The sequence below is a fragment of the Bradyrhizobium sp. 1200_D9_N1_1 genome (genome assembly GCF_052075915.1).
Lineage (GTDB): Bacteria > Pseudomonadota > Alphaproteobacteria > Rhizobiales > Xanthobacteraceae > Bradyrhizobium > Bradyrhizobium diazoefficiens.
Map to the genome: position 1 here is coordinate 761,175 of NZ_CP197226.1, position 17,739 is coordinate 778,913.

15 protein-coding genes are annotated in these 17,739 nt (G+C 65.5%); 5 read left to right on the top strand and 10 right to left on the bottom strand.

Features of this window, described 5'->3' with window-relative positions; translation table 11 throughout:
• Positions 1-205: 205 nt before the first annotated feature.
• Genes AB5K84_RS03580 through cyoA form a run of 7 tightly spaced genes read right to left on the bottom strand, consistent with a single transcriptional unit; the run spans position 206 to position 7,131 of the window.
• Positions 206-739 (bottom strand): response regulator transcription factor, encoded by a 534-nt coding sequence (locus tag AB5K84_RS03580; RefSeq protein ID WP_011082987.1) that lies wholly within the window; start codon positions 737-739, stop codon positions 206-208.
• Complete coding sequence (locus tag AB5K84_RS03585) at positions 729-2,126, bottom strand: ATP-binding protein (RefSeq protein WP_028175152.1); 1,398 nt, start codon at positions 2,124-2,126, stop codon at positions 729-731. The genes AB5K84_RS03580 and AB5K84_RS03585 overlap by 11 nt, the downstream gene beginning before the upstream one ends.
• Positions 2,098-2,958 carry an SURF1 family protein gene (locus AB5K84_RS03590; protein ID WP_011082985.1) on the bottom strand — a complete coding sequence of 287 codons (861 nt, stop codon included), beginning with the start codon at positions 2,956-2,958 and terminating at the stop codon, positions 2,098-2,100. Before AB5K84_RS03590 ends, AB5K84_RS03585 begins: the two co-directional genes overlap by 29 nt.
• Positions 2,955-3,335 (bottom strand): cytochrome o ubiquinol oxidase subunit IV, encoded by a 381-nt coding sequence (cyoD, locus tag AB5K84_RS03595; protein WP_011082984.1) that lies wholly within the window; start codon positions 3,333-3,335, stop codon positions 2,955-2,957. The genes AB5K84_RS03590 and cyoD overlap by 4 nt, the downstream gene beginning before the upstream one ends.
• Positions 3,332-3,961, bottom strand: coding sequence for a cytochrome o ubiquinol oxidase subunit III (gene cyoC / locus AB5K84_RS03600; RefSeq protein WP_011082983.1), 630 nt, complete (start codon positions 3,959-3,961; stop codon positions 3,332-3,334). The genes cyoD and cyoC overlap by 4 nt, the downstream gene beginning before the upstream one ends.
• Positions 3,962-5,959: a cytochrome o ubiquinol oxidase subunit I gene (gene cyoB / locus AB5K84_RS03605; RefSeq protein WP_011082982.1), complete on the bottom strand. Its 1,998-nt coding sequence runs from the start codon at positions 5,957-5,959 to the stop codon at positions 3,962-3,964.
• Between the two features lie 11 nt (positions 5,960-5,970).
• Positions 5,971-7,131, bottom strand: coding sequence for a ubiquinol oxidase subunit II (gene cyoA / locus AB5K84_RS03610; protein ID WP_011082981.1), 1,161 nt, complete (start codon positions 7,129-7,131; stop codon positions 5,971-5,973).
• A gap of 181 nt (positions 7,132-7,312) precedes the next feature.
• Between cyoA and AB5K84_RS03615 the strand changes: the two genes are divergently transcribed.
• Positions 7,313-8,641, top strand: a complete 1,329-nt coding sequence (locus tag AB5K84_RS03615; protein ID WP_038966639.1) for an MFS transporter — start codon at positions 7,313-7,315, stop codon at positions 8,639-8,641.
• 178 nt (positions 8,642-8,819) lie between these two features.
• Here AB5K84_RS03615 and AB5K84_RS03620 read toward each other — a convergent pair whose 3' ends face one another.
• A complete protein-coding gene (locus AB5K84_RS03620) occupies positions 8,820-10,211 on the bottom strand; it encodes a M48 family metalloprotease (protein WP_038966643.1) in 1,392 nt (463 codons plus the stop codon).
• Between the two features lie 133 nt (positions 10,212-10,344).
• A complete protein-coding gene (locus AB5K84_RS03625) occupies positions 10,345-11,145 on the bottom strand; it encodes a thermonuclease family protein (RefSeq protein ID WP_370161381.1) in 801 nt (266 codons plus the stop codon).
• Between the two features lie 346 nt (positions 11,146-11,491).
• Between AB5K84_RS03625 and AB5K84_RS03630 the strand changes: the two genes are divergently transcribed.
• The 4 genes from AB5K84_RS03630 to AB5K84_RS03645 all read left to right on the top strand — a co-directional run bounded on the left by AB5K84_RS03630 (position 11,492) and on the right by AB5K84_RS03645 (position 16,749).
• The gene (locus AB5K84_RS03630) at positions 11,492-12,697 is read left to right on the top strand and encodes an ABC transporter substrate-binding protein (protein ID WP_011082976.1); all 1,206 of its coding nucleotides are present in this window, start codon (positions 11,492-11,494) and stop codon (positions 12,695-12,697) included.
• Between the two features lie 154 nt (positions 12,698-12,851).
• On the top strand, positions 12,852-13,643 hold the full coding sequence (locus AB5K84_RS03635; protein WP_011082975.1) for an enoyl-CoA hydratase: 792 nt from the start codon (positions 12,852-12,854) through the stop codon (positions 13,641-13,643).
• 2 nt (positions 13,644-13,645) lie between these two features.
• Positions 13,646-14,395: a hypothetical protein gene (locus AB5K84_RS03640; protein ID WP_038966641.1), complete on the top strand. Its 750-nt coding sequence runs from the start codon at positions 13,646-13,648 to the stop codon at positions 14,393-14,395.
• A gap of 239 nt (positions 14,396-14,634) precedes the next feature.
• Positions 14,635-16,749, top strand: a complete 2,115-nt coding sequence (locus AB5K84_RS03645) for an acetate--CoA ligase family protein (protein ID WP_011082973.1) — start codon at positions 14,635-14,637, stop codon at positions 16,747-16,749.
• Between the two features lie 160 nt (positions 16,750-16,909).
• Here AB5K84_RS03645 and AB5K84_RS03650 read toward each other — a convergent pair whose 3' ends face one another.
• Positions 16,910-17,722 carry an enoyl-CoA hydratase/isomerase family protein gene (locus AB5K84_RS03650; RefSeq protein ID WP_011082972.1) on the bottom strand — a complete coding sequence of 271 codons (813 nt, stop codon included), beginning with the start codon at positions 17,720-17,722 and terminating at the stop codon, positions 16,910-16,912.
• Positions 17,723-17,739: the final 17 nt, after the last annotated feature.

Consider the following 17,739-nt stretch of genomic DNA (forward strand, 5'->3'; position numbering starts at 1 on the left):
GGCCTTGCGGCCGGGCTTTTTGTTTGGGGGCAGGGTCATACCAAGCGTCGTCCTGGCGAAGGCCAGGACCCATTACCCCAGGTTTGAGTTGCTGCGACGGCTCGGAGTTACAGCCTTCGTCAAACCGCAGCCTGTGGTGATGGGTCCTGGATCGGCGCTCGCTTTGCTCGCTGGTCCAGGACGACGAGGAGAAGGAGGCCTTGCCTCATTTCACCGGCCGCTTTTCCAGCTTCCTCGCCAGCGTCCGCCGGTGCATGCCGAGCCGCCTCGCCGCCTCCGAAATATTGAAATCCGTCTCGATCAGGGTCTGGTGGATGCGTTCCCATTCCAGCGTCTTGATCGATGTCGGCCGCGCATCGAGCGCGACTTCGGCATTGCCTTCGGCCTTGTTGAAGGCGGCCTCGATGTCGTCGGTGTTCGACGGCTTGGCCAGATAGTGGCAGGCGCCGAGCTTGATCGCCTCGACGGCAGTCGAGATGCTGGCAAAGCCGGTTAGCACCACGATCAGCATCTCCTCGTCGTGCGTGTGCAGCAGCTCGACGCAAGCCAAGCCCGAAGCGCCGCCGAGCTTGAGATCGACCACGGCGTGGCCGAAGGATCGCTCCTCCAGCACTTTCCGCACCTCCTCGATCGAACCGGCGAGCACGACATCGTAGCCGCGGCGCTCGAACGAGCGTTTCAGCGTGCGCGCAAAGCCTTCATCGTCCTCGACGACGATGAGCGAACGGTCAGGCGTCAAAGCTGCCTCCGATCGCGAGCGTTGCGAGGGGCAGGGTCAGGCGGACGGTGGCGCCGCGCTTCCTGTGGTTCTCGGCGGTTACGCTGCCCCCGAGCTTGCGCACAACGTTGACCACCAGGAACAGGCCGAGCCCGCCGCCGGCGCGGCCCTTGCTTGAGTGATAGGGCTTGCCGAGCTGCGCCAGCATCTCCGGCGCAAAGCCCGGGCCGCGGTCGCTGATCGACAGCACGAGATTGTCGCCCTCGCGCTCGGCCAGAAGCTCGACCCAGTCGCGCGAGACCTCATAGGCGTTGTCGAGCACGTTGAAGATCACCTGCTTCAGCGCGACGTCCGAGGCGATCGCGACGTCCTCGCCGAACGTGTTGACGAAATAGAGCGTGCGCGCCGAACGGGCGTTGCGCCACTCATCGACCAGTGCGGTGACGAAGGCCGTCACCGTCGTCGGCGAGGAACCTTCACCGCGCGCTTCGCCCGCCGACACCAGGATGCCCGTCACGATCGACTTGCAGCGTTGCAGCGAGGTCTCCATCTCCGCGAGATCCTCGGCGAGTTCCTGATCGGCGGCGAGATCCGGCATGCGGCGCCAATCGCTGAGGATCACCGAGAGCGAGGCCAGCGGGGTGCCGAGCTCGTGCGCTGCACCCGATGCTAGCAGGCCCATGCGGACGATGTGGTCCTGCTCGGCCGCATGCTGGCGCAGCGCCGCCAGATGCGCGTCGCGCTCGCGCAGGTTTCTGTTGATGCGGGTGACGAACACGACCAGCAGCACGGCGTTGAGCACGAAGCCCAACAGCATGCCGGCCACGGTGAGGCTGTAGGCCTCGCTGATCGGGTTCGGCGGCAGGTCGAGCGGCCGGTACGCCAATGTCAGCCAGACAAAGCTGGCGCAGGTCAGCGCCACCAGCGACCAGGTCGAGCGCGCATCGAGCAGCACCGCGCCCAGCGTCACCTGGAGCAGGAATAACGAGGTGAACGGATTGGTGGCGCCGCCACTGAGATAGAGCTGCGCGGTCAGCGCGGCGACGTCGAGCATCAAGGCGACCAGCAGCTCGTTGCTGGAGATCGCGGCGCGATGGCGCACCCAGACCAGGCTCGAGACGTTGAGCAGCACCAGCGCGCCGATCACGGCGCCCATCCGCTCCAGCGGCAGGGGGATGCCGAGCCAGAAATGCACGCCGCCGATGGTCACGATCTGGCCGACCACCGCGGTCCAGCGCAGCTGGATCAGCAACGCCATGTTCTTGCGGTTGGTCTCGTCGTCGGTCGGCGCAGCGCCGATCAGCTCGCTGCGCGCGTCCGCCTGCGATTGCAGCGTGACGGCGAGCTCGCCAAACGCCTGGGGAGGCGTTCTTCCGTCGTCAGGTCTGTTCGACGATCGTTCCAGCATCTGATCCCGTCCTGCGGGCGGCAGCATCGGAGCCGCCGGCCGGTTCGTGGACGAAGCGCCCGCGGCGGAACAGCCCGCCGCCGAATGTGACGAAAAGTTTACCGGCCAGCATGAACGCCAGGGCAAACCACGTCAGCGCGTAGATCAGGTGGTTATTGGGAAAGCGGATCACGGTCAATCCGCCGATGGGGCCCTCGATGGGGCCTTGGGCGGTTTGTGATCCGGCATCGGCATCGACGAAAAAGGGTGCGACATCGTGGAGGCCGCGCGCCGCCGCAATCGCGGCGACATCCCGCGAGTACCAGCGGTTGTGCTGGGGCACGTTGTTGCGGAGGAAGCCGCCTTTTGGCTCCGTCATGCGCAGCAGGCCGGTGATCTCGACCTCGCCGTCCGGATTGCCGTTCCGGCGCATCGATGCCTCGCGCCGCTCGGGCGGCACGAAGCCGCGATTGATCAGGACCTGGGTGCCATCGTCGCGCTTGAGAGGCGTCAGCACCCAATAGCCGGGGCCTTCCTCGGTGACGGCCTGAACCAGCGTCTCGCGGTCATGCAGGAAGCGGCCGGCGACGGTGACATGCCTGTATTCGTCGCTTGCGGCGGAGACCGCAGGCCACGAAGCGGGCGAGGGGATCGGCTGGGCCGGGGCATGGACGCGCTGCTCGACGCGGTCGATCAACGCCAGCTTCCAGGCGCGGCGTTCGATCTGCCAGACGCCGAGCGCGATCAGAGCGGCAAAGGCCGTGAGCGAGAGGACCGTGAGCCAGAAGGACGGGCGCGCAGCCTTACGGCGCGCCCGTCCTGCCTTGCTCGTCACGGTCCCCAATTCGCTCACTTCATTCCGCTCATCTGGTGGATCGGCATCATGTTGCTGTTGAGGTGGTTCATCACCCACAGTGAGCCGGACAGCGCGATCACCACCATGACGATGGTGAAGATCAGCGCCATCATGCTCCAGCCGTTCTCGGATTTCGTGTTCATGTGCAGGAAGTAGATCATGTGCACGACAATCTGCACGACCGCGAAGGCCATGATGACCAGCGCGGTGATCTGCTTGCTCGGCAGTGTGCCGCTCATCACCAGCCAGAACGGGATCGCGGTGAGCACCACCGAGAGCACGAAGCCGAGCATGTAGCCCGAGAACGTGCTGTGGGCGTGGCCGTCGTCGTGGTGATGGTCGCCCGCGTGAGCGGCGTGGGTATCGGTGTTCATCGCAGAACTCCCAGGAGATAGACGAAGGTGAAGACGCCGATCCAGACCACGTCGAGGAAGTGCCAGAACATCGACAGGCACATCAGGCGGCGGCGGTTGGCTTCGATCAGGCCGAACTTCCAGACCTGCACCATCAACGTGACCAGCCAGATCAGGCCGCAGCTGACGTGCAGGCCGTGGGTGCCGACCAGGGTGAAGAAGGCGGACAGGAAGGCGCTGCGCTGGGGCGTTGCGCCTTCATGGATCATGTGGGCGAACTCGGTCAGCTCGATGCCGATGAAGGCGGCGCCGAACAGGCCGGTGATCGCCAGCCACATCTGCGTCTGCGCGATCTTGTTCTGCTGCATCGTCAACATCGCGAAGCCGTAGGTGATCGACGACAGCAGCAGCATCGAGGTGTTCACCGCGACCAGGTCGAGGTCGAACAGGTCCTTCGGCGCGGGGCCGGCGGCGTAGTTGGCGCCGAGCACGCCGAAGGCGGCGAACAGCATCGCGAAGATGAGGCAGTCGCTCATCAGGTAGATCCAGAAGCCGAGCGAGGTGCTGTAGCCTTCCGGATGCGGGTGTTCGTCGGCGAGATAGAAGACCGGCTCGCCGGTCTGCGAGGGATTGACAGCGACAGTCATTTACTTGGCTCCGGCGAGCAGTTTGGTGCGCGCGTCCTCGGTCCGGATGACGTCGTCAGCCGGAATGTCGAAGTCGCGGTGATAGTTGAAGGTGTGACCGATCCCGACGGCGAGCATCGCGATGAAGCTCGCGGCGGCCAGCCACCAGATGTACCAGATCAGGCCGAATCCCATCGCGGTTGCCAAGCCGGCGAGGATGATTCCGGTGCCGGTGCTGCTCGGCATGTGGATCGGCTTGAACCCGATGAGCGGACGCTGGTAGCCGCGCTTCTTCATGTCCCACCACGCGTCATTGTCGTGAACGACGGGGGTGAAGGCGAAGTTGTAGTCCGGCGGCGGCGAGGAGGTCGCCCATTCCAGCGTGCGCGCGTCCCAGGGATCGCCGGAGACGTCCTTAAGCTGCTCGCGCTTGAGGAAGCTGACCGCGAACTGCATCAGCATGCTGAGAATGCCGAGGAAGACGAGGCCGGCGCCGATCGCGGCGATGACGAACCATATCTGCAAGGACGGATCGTCGAACACGCGCAGGCGGCGGGTCACGCCCATCAGGCCGAGCACATAGAGCGGCATGAAGGCGAGGTAGAAGCCGACGACCCAGAACCAGAACGACAGCTTGCCCCAGAACACATCGAGCTTGAAGCCGAACGCCTTCGGGAACCAATAATTGATTCCGGCGAACGCGCCGAACACCACGCCGCCGATGATCACGTTGTGGAAGTGCGCGATCAGGAACAGGCTGTTGTGCAGCACGAAGTCGGCCGGCGGCACCGCCAGCAGAACGCCGGTCATGCCGCCGAGCACGAAGGTCAGCATGAAGGCGATCGTCCACATCATCGGCAGCTCGTAGCGGATGCGGCCGCGATACATCGTGAACAGCCAGTTGAACATCTTCGCGCCCGTCGGGATCGAGATGATCATCGTGGTGATGCCGAAGAACGAGTTCACGCTGGCGCCCGAGCCCATCGTGAAGAAGTGGTGCAGCCACACGAGATACGACAGGATGGTGATGACCACCGTGGCGTAGACCATCGAGGTGTAGCCGAACAGGCGCTTGCCGGAGAAGGTCGAGGTGACTTCCGAGAAGATGCCGAAGGCGGGGAGAACCAGGATGTAGACCTCGGGATGGCCCCAGATCCAGATCAGGTTCACGTACATCATCGGGCTGCCGCCGAAATCGTTCGTGAAGAAGTTGGTGCCGACGTAGCGATCGAGCGAGAGCAGCGCGAGCACGACGGTCAGAACCGGGAAGGAGGCGACGATCAGGATGTTGGTGCAGAGCGAGGTCCAGGTGAACACCGGCATCTTCATCATGGTCATGCCGGGGCACCGCAGCTTGACGATGGTGCAGATCAGGTTGATGCCGGATAACGTCGTTCCGACGCCGGCGACCTGCAGCGCCCAGATGTAATAGTCGACGCCGACATCAGGGCTGTAGCCGATGTTCGACAGCGGCGGATAGGCGAGCCAGCCGGTGCGGGCGAACTCGCCGATGAACAGCGAGGCCATCACCAGCACCGCGCCGCCGACCGTCATCCAGAAGCTGAAATTGTTCAGGAACGGGAACGACACGTCGCGCGCGCCGATCTGGAGCGGAACGACGTAGTTCATCAGGCCCGTGACCAGCGGCATCGCCACGAAGAAGATCATGATCACGCCGTGGGCGGTGAAGACCTGGTCGTAGTGATGGGCGTTGAGATAGCCTTCGGAGCCGCCGAACGCGAGCATCTGCTGGCCGCGCATCATCAGCGCGTCGGCGAAGCCGCGCAGCAGCATCACGATGCCGAGGATCATGTACATGATGCCGATGCGCTTGTGGTCCACCGTGGTGAACCATTCGCGCCAGAGGTAGCCCCAGAGACGGAAATAGGTGAGGCCGCCGAGCAGCGTGGCGCCGCCGAGCGCGACCACCACGAAGGTGCCGACGACGATCGGCTCGTGCAGTGGCAGTGACTCGAGGCCGAGCCGGCCGAAGATGAGCTTGAGAAGATCAGGAGACATGCGAGCTCTCTTTAGGAGTCTGACTTCGGACGCTGTCCGAGGAAGAAGGACGAGGACTTGAGCGGCGTGAAGGTCGGCCGCTTCAGGCCGGCGCCGAGCAGCGGCGCGGTGTCGGCCGGCGCCTTGATCGACGCGGTGGTCTGGCCCTGCGGCGCATCCGGCGTGCAGGTGCCGGCGACGAAGGTCGGCTCGGGCCCGAGCGCGGTGCCGCGACGGGCGTACTTGTCGTAGGCGAGCGGCAGGGTGTTGTTCAGGCCCTCATGGCCGCGGCCACCCTTGGCGTCGATCGCCATCATCTCGCTCTGGCACATCTTGCCGGTCTCGACGCACATGTTGAGGATCAGGCGGTAGAGATCGGTATCGATGGTGCCGTAGCGCCGCACCGGCTCGTTCTGGCTCGGCTTTTCGAGCTGGAGATATTCGGCGCGGCCGAGCGAGCCGCCGGCGGACTTGGCGCTGGCGATCCAGGCGTCAAAGCCCTTGTCGTCGAGGCCCTGGAAGTCGAAGTGCATGCCGGAGAAGCCGGCGCCGCTGTAGTTCGCCGAGAAGCCCTTGTAGGTGCCGGTGTGGTTCACGACGGCGTGGAGCTTGGTCTCCATGCCCGGCATCGCGTAGATCTGGCCGGCGAGCGCGGGGATGTAGAACGAGTTCATCACCGAGGAGGCGGTGATGCGGAAGTTGATCGGGCGATCGACCGGCGCCGCCAGGTCGTTGACGGTGGCGATGCCGTAGTCCGGATAGATGAAGAGCCACTTCCAGTCGAGCGCGACGACGTCGACCTCGAGCGGGGCCTTGGACTGGTCCACGGCGCGGTCGGCGTGGATGCGGCCGAGCGTGCGATAGGGGTCGAGCAGATGCGTGCCCATCCAGGTCAGCGCGCCCAGGCAAATGATGATCAGCAGCGGCGCCGACCAGATCACCAGCTCGAGCTTGGTCGAGTGGTCCCAATCCGGCTCGTAGCGGGCCGAGGTGTTGGACTGGCGGTAGCGCCAGGCGAACAGCACCGTCAGTGCCATCACGGGGACGACGATCAGGAGCATCAGGACGGTGGAGATGATGACGAGGTCGCGCTGCTGGGCAGCGATGTCGCCGGCTGGCGCCAGCACGACGTAGTTGCAGCCACTGAGCGCGGCTGCCAAGGGTAGCAGCGCCAGGATCTTGAGACGGGACACGGGCCGAGCCTTTGAGAATGAGTTTCCTTTGCGGGGCCAACGGGTAGCTGCGGCGCAGCAATCCGGACATTGGACAATTTGTCCAATGTTGCAGTGCGGAATGTTGGGCCAGACAGGCCCGGATTGCCTGGCGCCCCGCCGGGCGGTCGGCTTTGGTTTTCAGGACGTTAAGGGCGCACGAATGGCGACGGCACAGACCCCTGCAATGGCAGACCTCCACTCGGGCGAGCACGGCCACGACCAGGCCAGTCCCGGCGAGATCGCCATCGGCGTCATCATCGGCCGCACCTCGGAATTCTTCGACTTCTTCGTCTACGCGATCGCCTCGGTGATCGTGTTCCCGCGCCTGGTGTTTCCGTTCACCAGCGAACTGACCGGCACGCTCTATTCCTTCATGATTTTCGCGCTGGCCTTCATGGCCCGGCCGATCGGAACCGTCATTTTCATGACGGTCGACCGTGAGTACGGCAAAACGGCCAAGCTGGTCTCGGCGCTGTTCCTGCTCGGCACCGCCACCGTGGCGCTGGCGTTCCTGCCCGGCTATTCCGAGATCGGCGTTGCGGCGATCTGGCTGCTGGCGCTGGCGCGTATCGCGCAGGGTCTGGCCTGGGGCGGCGCCTGGGACGGCATGGCCTCGCTGCTGGCGCTGAACGCTCCGCCCTCCAAGCGCGGCTGGTACGCGATGGTGCCGCAGCTCGGGGCGCCGCTCGGGCTGATCGTGGCGAGCGCGCTGTTCGCCTATTTCGCCGGCAACCTCTCGGCCGACGATTTCTTCGACTGGGGCTGGCGCTATCCGTTCTTCGTCGCCTTCGCCATCAACGTCGTGGCGCTGTTCGCGCGCCTGCGCATGGTGACGACGGAAGAATACGCGACGCTGTTCGAGACCCGTGAATTGCAGCCCGCGCGCATCTCCGAGACGGTCGCGCGCGAAGGCCAGAACATCATGCTCGGCGCATTCGCGCCGCTGGCGAGCTTTGCGCTGTTCCACATGGTCACGGTGTTTCCGCTGTCCTGGGTGTTCCTGTTCACCCGCGAAAGCCCGGTGCGCTTCCTGATCATCGAGATCGTCGCCGCCGTGTTCGGCGTCGCCGCGATCGTGGCCTCCGGCATCATCGCCGACCGCGTCGGCCGCAAGTCGCTGCTGATGGGATCGGCGATCGCGATCGCGATCTACAGCGGCTTCGCTCCGCAGCTGCTCGACGCCGGCGCGTTCGGCGAGACCATCTACATGGTGATCGGCTTCATCCTGCTCGGCCTGTCGTTCGGCCAGTCCTCGGGCGCGATCGCCTCGAACTTCAAGCAGGCGTATCGCTACACGGCCTCGGCGCTGACCTCTGACATGGCCTGGCTGTTCGGCGCCGGCTTCGCGCCGCTGGTCGCGCTGTTGCTTGCCACCAATCTCGGCGTCATCGCCTCGGGTGCGTATCTGCTCTCGGGCGCGTTCTGGACGCTGCTCGCGCTCTGGCTCAGCGGCCAGCGCGAGGCGGGCGACATGGACGCGGGCGCTTAGTCAAGCGCGGAGCTTGTAGGGTGGGCAAAGGCGCATGGCGCCGTGCCCACCTCTCTCAACGATTTCGATCGGAAATGGTGGGCACGCTACGCTTTGCCCACCCTACGGCAGTGTCTTCGTGGCTCCAGATCCCGGGTTCGCGCCAAGCGCCCCGGGATGACGCGCGCTTCGCGCAGCGTCAATCCGCCACGACCTTCACGCGATCCCTCACCTTCACCTGCGCGTTGCGATCGAGGCCGTTGAGCACGCGGAAGCGCTCGGCGGGGTGATCGACGCCGGCCATGCGGTGGGAGAGCGATTCCACGGTGTCGCCGGGCTGCACGGTGATCACCTTGATGCGCAGCGGGCGGGCGGCCTGGATCTCGTCGAGGGTCAGGCGACGGAACGAGTTGACGGTCTCGCGCGCATTGCGCTCGCTCTCGGTCGACTTCTGCCGTGCCGCGAAGATGAAGCGGTAGACGTCGCTGCCGAAACGCAGCGCATAGACCTTGAACTGCCACTGGTCGCCCTTGGCGGTGGCGGACGCGGCCGGGAAGCCGTTGATGGTGATGTCTTCCGTGGACGCCTTCTCGACGCCTTCCATCCAGCCCGAATTGAGGTAATCGCCGAGCGACTGCTCGGCCGGCACCCGCACCACGTCGAAGCGCATCGCCTGCGAGCCGCCGTCGCGCACGCCGATCACCGCCTGCGCGGTGTTGTCGAGCGTGAAATTGTCCGGCGCCTGGAAGGTGAAGCCGAGCTTCGGATGCAGGAAACGCCGGCCGCGGACAAAACCCTCGCTCGGGTCTTCGCCATAGACGAGGTTGTCGATCGCGGCGAGATAGCTCTCGCGGTCGCGCTCGCCTCCTTCCGGAGCGACGTATTGCCGCGCGATGGTCTGCGCGTTCTGCACACGCTCCGGGGTTGCCGGATGCGACGAGGTGAAGTCCTGCGCGCGCGGATCGAGCGAGGTCTTGCCGGCCTTGAGCTCGGCATTGCGCTCCATCGCGGAAAGGAAGCGCGCGGCACCGTAGGGATCGAAATGCGCCCTGGCGGAGATGCCGACGCCGATGCCGTCCGCCTCGAACTCCTGGTTGCGCGAAAAGCTCGCCATGGTGAGCTTGGTCTTGGCCAGCGCGAGCGCGGTGAGATCGGGATCGTTGCTCATGTCGGTGACAACACGGGTGACGATCGCGGCCTGGCGCGCCTGGTCCTCGCGCATCGCGGCGTGCTTGGACAGCACATGCGCCATCTCGTGGCTGAGCACGGAGGACAATTCCGACGTATCGCTCGCGAGCGCAAGAAGACCGCGCGTGACATAGAGCTGGCCGTTCGGCAGCGCGAAGGCGTTGACCGCGCCGGAATTCAGAATGGTGATCCGGTAGCCCTGGTCGGGGCGGTCGGAGGCGGCGACGAGCCGGTCGACGGTCTTGGTGACCAGCGATTCGAGCCTCGGGTCGTCATAGGTGCCGCCATAGCTCGCCAGGATGCGCTCGTGCTCCTTTTCGGTGGCGGGGGTCTGCGCGACGGCTGGCTTCGGCTTGGGCATCGCGACCGTCGGCGGGGCCGCCGCGGTCTGGAACCGGTTCATGTCGCCGCAACCGGCGAGCGCCGTGCCCAGCAAAAGGCATAGCACGGCCGGCGCAGCCCGAAGGCGGCGGCCTTCACCCGTCCAGTGCTGTTCTAGCACCCCATTCACGTCGCTTAACCCGTGCCCGGCCCGTTTAAGGCCTTACCCCTGCCGGCTCGTTTGCACCCAGCAACTCGACCTGTCCAACGAGGCGCACATCGATACGCGGCCCCGTATTCCCCTCAACCCAGCCCCGGACTCGAATACGTCGATTTTCCAGGGACTTAAGGGCTATCCCGGCGGTTTCGAACGCCGGTGATGCGCGCCTTGAAATAGTCACGGCAAAGCCGCGTGTCCAGTTCCGTCCGAAGTTGAGGTAGGTCATTGCCCCAGCTTGCCGGACCGACAGGACTTTGCCCTCGACCACCACAAAACGCCCGATCCCGGCCAAAATATCGTCCGGACTTTCCGCGTTTTTTATGGCCGACGGGTCAGCCCAGTTGCCCTTTTTTTGGCGTCGCGCCTCGGCCTCGGACGACATCAGGGCGGCCGCGCAGTCCTTGTCGGCGATCTCGGCGGAGACGATGGCGTCGCCCTGGGCCAGCAGCATCGCCTGCACCGGGGTGTCGCTGTCGCCGATGAAGATCAACCCACCCTGGCGCCCATAGCGGTCGGGCGTGTCGTCGGCGCTCCGCAGCGTCACGTCGCGGCCGACGAGCAGCGAAGCCAGCGCCTGCTTCGTCGTCGCGGTCGGCTCGATTCCGGTGAGGCGGATCTCGCGGCCGTCGTCCAGGCGCACGCTGCGCGCATCGACGATCGCGGCGACGCGGCCATCGCCCTGCGACTCGAACTGGCACGGCGCCGCGAACGCAGTGCGACCCGCGACGAGAAGAAGTACGACGATGAGGTGAAGCAGTCGCGTCACGTTGCCCGGGAAGGTTGCGTTACGCTCCACTCTTAACTCAAACGAGGCCAACGACGAAGTGCTTCGATCCGATCCAGTGGCCGTGTGACGCTCAGCCATTGCCTCACATGCGTCATTGCGAGCGCAGCGAAGCAATCCAGGACTATCCCCGCGGTGACGGTCTGATTGCTTCGCTGCGCTCGCAATGACGGTGCGGAAACGTCTTGCGTCATTCCACCATTCCGCTTTGCGGAAAACGCGTGACGATCGCGCGAGCTGCACGCCCCTCGCGCTTGCTGCCCTCTCGCGCATGCGGCATGATTGCGGCAATAGCGATAACCAAGAGCAATAACCAAGCCGCCATCAGAGTACGGCGCGATAAGGGAGGTCTTTTTCGATGACGAGAATTTTGCCGGGCATTTTTGCCGCCGCGTTGGCCCTGAGTGCGAGTGCCGTGCAGGCCGAGGACAAGCCGCCCCTGAAGATCGGCGGCATCCTCGATATGTCGAGCCTCTATGCCGACATCACCGGTCCCGGCAGCGAGACCGCGGCCAAGATGGCCGCTGAGGATTTTGGCGGCGAGGTGCTGGGGCGCAAGATCCAGGTGTTGGCGGCCGACCATCTCAACAAGGCGGATCTCTCCGCCAACATCGCCCGCGACATGCTCGACAACCAGGGCGTCGAGATGATCTACGACGTCGCGGCCTCCGCGACCGCGCTTGCGGCGGGCGAGATCGCGAAGGCGCGCAACAAGATCATCATGTTCAACGGCCCGGGCTCGATCCGTCTCACCAACGAGGCCTGCGGTCCCTACACCGTGCACTACGTGTTCGACACCTACGGCCAGGCCAACGTGACCGGGCTTGCGGCCGTGAAGTCGGGCCTCGACACCTGGTTCTTCCTCACCGCCGACTACGCCTTCGGCCAGGATCTGGAGAAGGACACCAGCGCCGTCGTCACCAAGACCGGCGGCAAGGTGCTCGGCGGCGTGCGCCATCCGCTCAACACGTCGGACTTCTCATCCTTCCTGCTCCAGGCGCAGGCTTCCAAGGCCAAGGTGATCGGCCTTGCCAATGCCGGCGGCGACACCGTCAATGCCATCAAGCAGGCGGCCGAGTTCGGCATCACCAAGGGCGGCCAGAAGGTCTCGCCGCTATTGGCCTTCGTGACCGATATCGATTCGATCGGACTGGAGACCGCGCAAGGCCTGCTGCTGGCGGAAGCCTTCTACTGGGACCTCAACGACGACACGCGCGCATTCTCGAAGCGCTTCACCGAGCGCATGAAGCGGCCGCCGACCTCGGCGCAGGCCGGCGTCTACTCCTCCGTGACGCATTACCTGAAAGCCGTGAAGGCGGCGGGCACGACGGATGCGGCTGCGGTGATCAAGGTGATGAAGGAGACGCCGATCAACGATTTCTTCGCCAAGGGTGGCAAGATCCGCGAGGACGGCCGCATGATCCACGACATGTACCTGTTCGAGGTGAAGAAGCCGTCGGAATCCAAGGGCCGCTGGGACGACTACAAGCTGCTCGCCACCGTGCCCGGCAGCGAAGCGTTCCAGTCGCTGGAGCAGTCGCGCTGCCCGCTGGTGAAGAAGTGACGGCGTGACGTAAGTCATGACGTCATCCCGGGGCGCGAAGCGAACCCGGGATCTCGAGGTTCCGGGTTCTCGCTTCGCGAGCCCCGGAACGACAATCTAACGGTCGGCGCGCCCCGGAATGACGAAACAACAAACAACAAGAGGGAGACGTCCCATGAGCAACGACATGGTCCTGCAAAAGCTCGAAGGCGGGCTGCTCACCATCACGATGAATCGCCCCGAACGGAAGAACGCGCTCAACCCGGACATGGTGCGCGGGCTGGTCGAGGCGGCGCGGCGCGCGGCTGACGATCCGGAGGTGCGCGCGGTGCTGTTCAAGGGCGCCGGCGGCTCGTTCTGTGTCGGCGGTGACGTCAAGTCGATGGCGGAGGGCCGCGCGCCGCTGCCGTTCGAGCAGAAGCTTGCGAATCTGCGCCGCGGCATGGAGGTCTCGCGCATCCTGCACCAGATGCCGAAACCCGTGGTGGCGCAGCTCGACGGCGCCGCGGCCGGTGCCGGCCTCTCGATGGCGCTGTCCTGCGATCTGCGCATCGCCTCTGAATCCTGTAAGATCACCACCGCCTTCGCCAAGGTCGGCTTCTCCGGCGATTACGGCGGCACCTATTTCCTGACCCAGCTGCTCGGCAGCGCGCGGGCGCGCGAGCTCTATCTGATGTCGCCGGTGCTCACCGCGAAGGAGGCGCAGGCCATCGGCATGGTGACGAAGGTCGTGCCCGACGCCGAGATCGACACTGCCGCCCACGAGCTCGCGCTGTCGCTGGCGCAGGGCCCCTCGATCGCGCTCGGCTTCATCAAGCGCAACATCAACAATGCCGAGCATCTGGCGCTGGAAGACTGCTTCGACGGCGAGGCGATCCATCACACCCGCTGCGGCGACACCGAGGACCACAAGGAGGCCGCAAAGGCCTTCGTCGAGAAGCGCAAGCCGACCTTCAAGGGCGCATGATCATGGCGCCCTATGTGCGCTTGCGACAGATCTGCCTGGTCGCGCCGCAGCTCGCGCCCGTGATCTCCGACATCGCGGACATCATGGGCCTCGCCGTCTGCTACCGCGACGGCAATGTCGCAAAATACGGCCTGGAGAACGCGTTGCTCCCGGTCGACACGATCCTGCTGGAGGTGGTCGCACCCTTCAAGGACGGCACCACCGCCGGCCGCTTCATCGAGAAGACCGGCGGCCGCGGCGGCTACATGGCGATCTTCTGCTGCAACGATCCGGACGAGCGCGGCCGCAACGCCAACGCGCTCGGCGTGCGTACGGCGAACGTGATCGACCACGCGCCGTATCACGGCGTGCAGCTCCATCCGCGCGACTGCCGCGCGGCCTTCATCGAGTTCAACCACACCAAAGGCAGCGACGACATTCTGGGGCCGTATCCGCCGGCGGGACCGGACTGGCAGAAATTCATCCGCAAGGATGTGACGCAGGCGCTGACAGCGGTGGAGATGCAGAGCCCGGATCCAGCGGGGCTGGCGGAGCACTGGGGCGGGATCATCGGGGTCGCGCCAAGCGATGCCGAGCTGAGGCTGCCCAACGCAACTTTTCGTTTCGTGAAGGGGCCTAGCGAGATCATGAGCGCGCTGGAGTTCCGGGTGGCTGATGTCGCGGGCGTGCTGCATGCGGCCAGGGCGAAAGGCCTCGCGGTGGCTGGCAACGAGTTCCTGCTGGGTGGAGTGACGTTCCGGCTCAATGCGTGAGCTCTCGCCTTCGTAGCTCTCAAACCGTCATCCTGAGGTGCGAGCTGTACGGTGCGCAGCGCCGTGCAGGGAGCCTCGAAGGATGAACGGCCACCGGCCGGGCCGCTCATCCTTCGAGGCTCGCCCAGCGGCGCAGTTGCGCCGCTGATCTCGCGCCTCCAGCGACATCGGCTTCGCCGTTGCGCGGGGATGACGGTTTGAGAGAGTGCACGGCTCCACGAAAAAGGACTCGCCTCCCAATGCCGCATCCGCTCGACAGCTTCTTTTCGCCCGCCAGCATCGCGCTGATCGGCGCCTCGCGCGATCATGAGAAGATTCCCGGGCGGCTGCTCGCGATGCTGCGCAAGAACGAGTATCCCGGAAAGATCTATCCGGTGAACCCGAACTACGCCGAGATCGACGGGCTCGCCTGCTACAAGTCGATCGCGGAGATCGGTGCGCCGATCGATCTCGCCGTCGTCATCATTCCCGCCCGTGCCGTGCTGCCTGCGCTCGAGCAATGCGCCGTCGCCGGCGTCAGGAACGCCGTCATCATCTCCTCCGGCTTTGCGGAGGAGGGCGGCGACAGTGCGGCGATGCAGGATGCGATCGCGGCGCTGGCCAAGCGCACGGGCATGCGGATCTCCGGCCCCAACGCGGAGGGCTTTTTCAGCCAGATGCAGCGCGTGGCGGCGACGTTCAGCCCGGCCGTGGACGTCAAGCCGGGTGTGGTGCCGCTCGTCGCCACGCAAAGACGAATCGGCATCGTCGCGCAGAGCGGTGGCATCGGCTTTGCCTATTATCACCGCGCCCGGGCGCTCGGTGTCGCCGTGAGCTACGTCGTCAGCGCCGGCAACGAATCCGATCTCGGCGCCGGCGAATTCCTCGATTACCTGGTGCAGGATTCCTCGACCGACGTGATCCTGCTGTTCATCGAAGGCATCCGCGACGTTGGCAAGTTTCTCGCGGCGGCGCGGCGCGCCGCGGAGGTGAAGAAGCCCGTCATCGTGACGAAAGTCGGCCGCTCCGGCGCAGGCCAGCGCGCCGCGGCCTCGCATACCGCGAGCATGGCCGGCTGGTCGGCAGCGTATGATGCGGTGTTCGCGAAATACGGCTTCATCGTCTCCAACGATCTCGACGAGGCGCTGACGATTGCCGCCGTGCTGGCGAGCAACCCGTTGCCGAAGGGCGATCGCGTTGCGGTCGTCACCGTCTCCGGCGGCGCCGGCATCTGGGGCGCGGATGCGGTGGCGCTGCGGGGTTTGCAGGTGCCGGAATTGTCCGAACCGGTCCAGGCGGAGATCAAGACGCTGATGCCGTCCTACGGCACCGCGCGCAATCCGATCGACGTCACCGCGCAGGGCGTCACGTCGGGCGGTCTTCAGAAGAGCGTCGATCTGCTCACGGCCTCGGACGAGGTCGACGCGATCCTGGTCGTGCTGTCGCTGTCGAGCGAGATGCGCAAGCCCTTCAGGGAGGAGGAGCTGACGCCGGTGCTGGCGGCGCAGCACAAGCCGGTGCTGTTCTATTCCTACACGGTGCCGTCCGACTTCGCACGGCGCGAGCTTGCCAAATCCGGCGTCGTCGTGCTCTCCGGCCTGTCCCATGCCGGCGTCGCGATGCGGCAACTCGTGGATTACGCCCGTTTCGAGCTACCGAAGCCCGCGGACGAGGCGCGGTTGCCGTCGCGCGATCTCTCCGCGCATCTGACCTCGCCGGTTCTGTCAGAGGCCGACAGCAAGGCGTTGCTGCGCGCCGCCGGCATCGCGCTGCCGGACGAAGTGCTGGTGAAGGACAAGGCCGGGCTCGATGAAGCGGTCGCCCGCATCGGCTTCCCGCTGGTGATGAAGATCCAGTCGCCCGACATCGCGCACAAGAGCGAGATCGGCGGCGTGCGCGTCAACATCGTCGCCAAGGGCGAGGTGTTTCTGGCGTTCGAGGCGCTGCTGGGCAATGCGCGCAAGCACCGGCCGGAGGCTGTGATCCAGGGCGTGCTGGTCGGTCCGATGGCGAAGCAGGGTGTCGAGATCATCGTCGGCACGATGACGGACAAGACCTTTGGTCCGATGGTGATGGTGGGTCTCGGTGGGATCACCACCGAGCTGTTCCGTGACGTCGCCTATCGTCCGGCGCCTGTGAGTGCGGAGGAGGCGGGGGCGATGCTCAAGGGTTTGAAGGCGGCGCCATTGCTGAACGGTTTTCGCGGAGCAGCGAAGGCGGATGTCGTGGCGCTATCGCAATTGATCGCGGACGTCTCCGTGCTCGCCGCGCGGCATGCGAGGGACATCGCGGAGATCGAGCTCAACCCGGTGCTGGTGCACGCCGAAGGGCAGGGCGTGACCATCGTGGACGCGCTGGTGGTGGGGCGCGGCTAAACCCTCTCCCCTTGTGGGAGAGGGTGGCTCGCCGCGGAGCGGCGAGACGGGTGAGGGGTTCTCTCCGCGCGCACATCTGCGAGAGAGGCATTTGCGGAGAGATACCCCTCATCCGGCGCTTCGCGCCACCTTCTCCCACAAGGGGAGAAGGAAGAAGAGGTCACCGCCCCCTGAAATTCGCCGCGCGCCGTTCTTCCGTCGCCTTCACACCCTCCTTGAAATCTTCCGTCGCGCGCAGGCGGGTCTGCTCGGCGAGCTCGTGGTTGGTGGCGGCCATGACGCGGTCGGCGAGGCTGGCGCGCATCGTCGCGCGCGTCGAGAGCAGGCCGAGCGGTGAGCACTCGGCGATCTCGCCGGCGAGCTTCATCGCGGCCGACTTCACCTGGTCCTGCGGCACCAGCTCGTTGGCGAGGCCCCATTTGACCGCTTCTTCGCCGGTGACGCGGCGGCTGGTGTAGAACATCAGCTCGGCGTTGTTCTTGCCGATCAGCTCCGGCAGCGTCACGGTCAGGCCGAAGCCGGGGTGGAAGCCGAGTTTTGTAAAGTTCGCGGAGAAGCGTGCTTCGGGGCAGGTGACGCGGAAGTCCGCGGACACCGCGAGGCCCAGGCCGCCGCCGATCGCCGCGCCCTGCACGGCGGCGACGATCGGCTTCTTAGCGCGGAAGATGCGCACGGCCTGGATGTAGAGATGGCTGATCGGGCCGAGGTTGTCGGCCGGGTCGCCCTTCTTCTCGGCCGCGCGCGCTTCCTGGGCTTGTCGCGCGGGGTCGCCGAAATTGGCGCCGGCGCAGAACGCCTTGCCCTGGGCCGAGAGCACCGAGGCGCGGATCTCGATGTCGCGGTCGAACTCGTCGAGCGCGTCCGCGATCTGGTTGATCAGCGAGATGTCGAAGAAGTTCAGCGGCGGACGGCGGATCTCGATGGTGCCGACGTGCCCGACCTTCTCGACGCCGATATCTGTATAGGTGCTCATGATGGTCCTCGATTGAA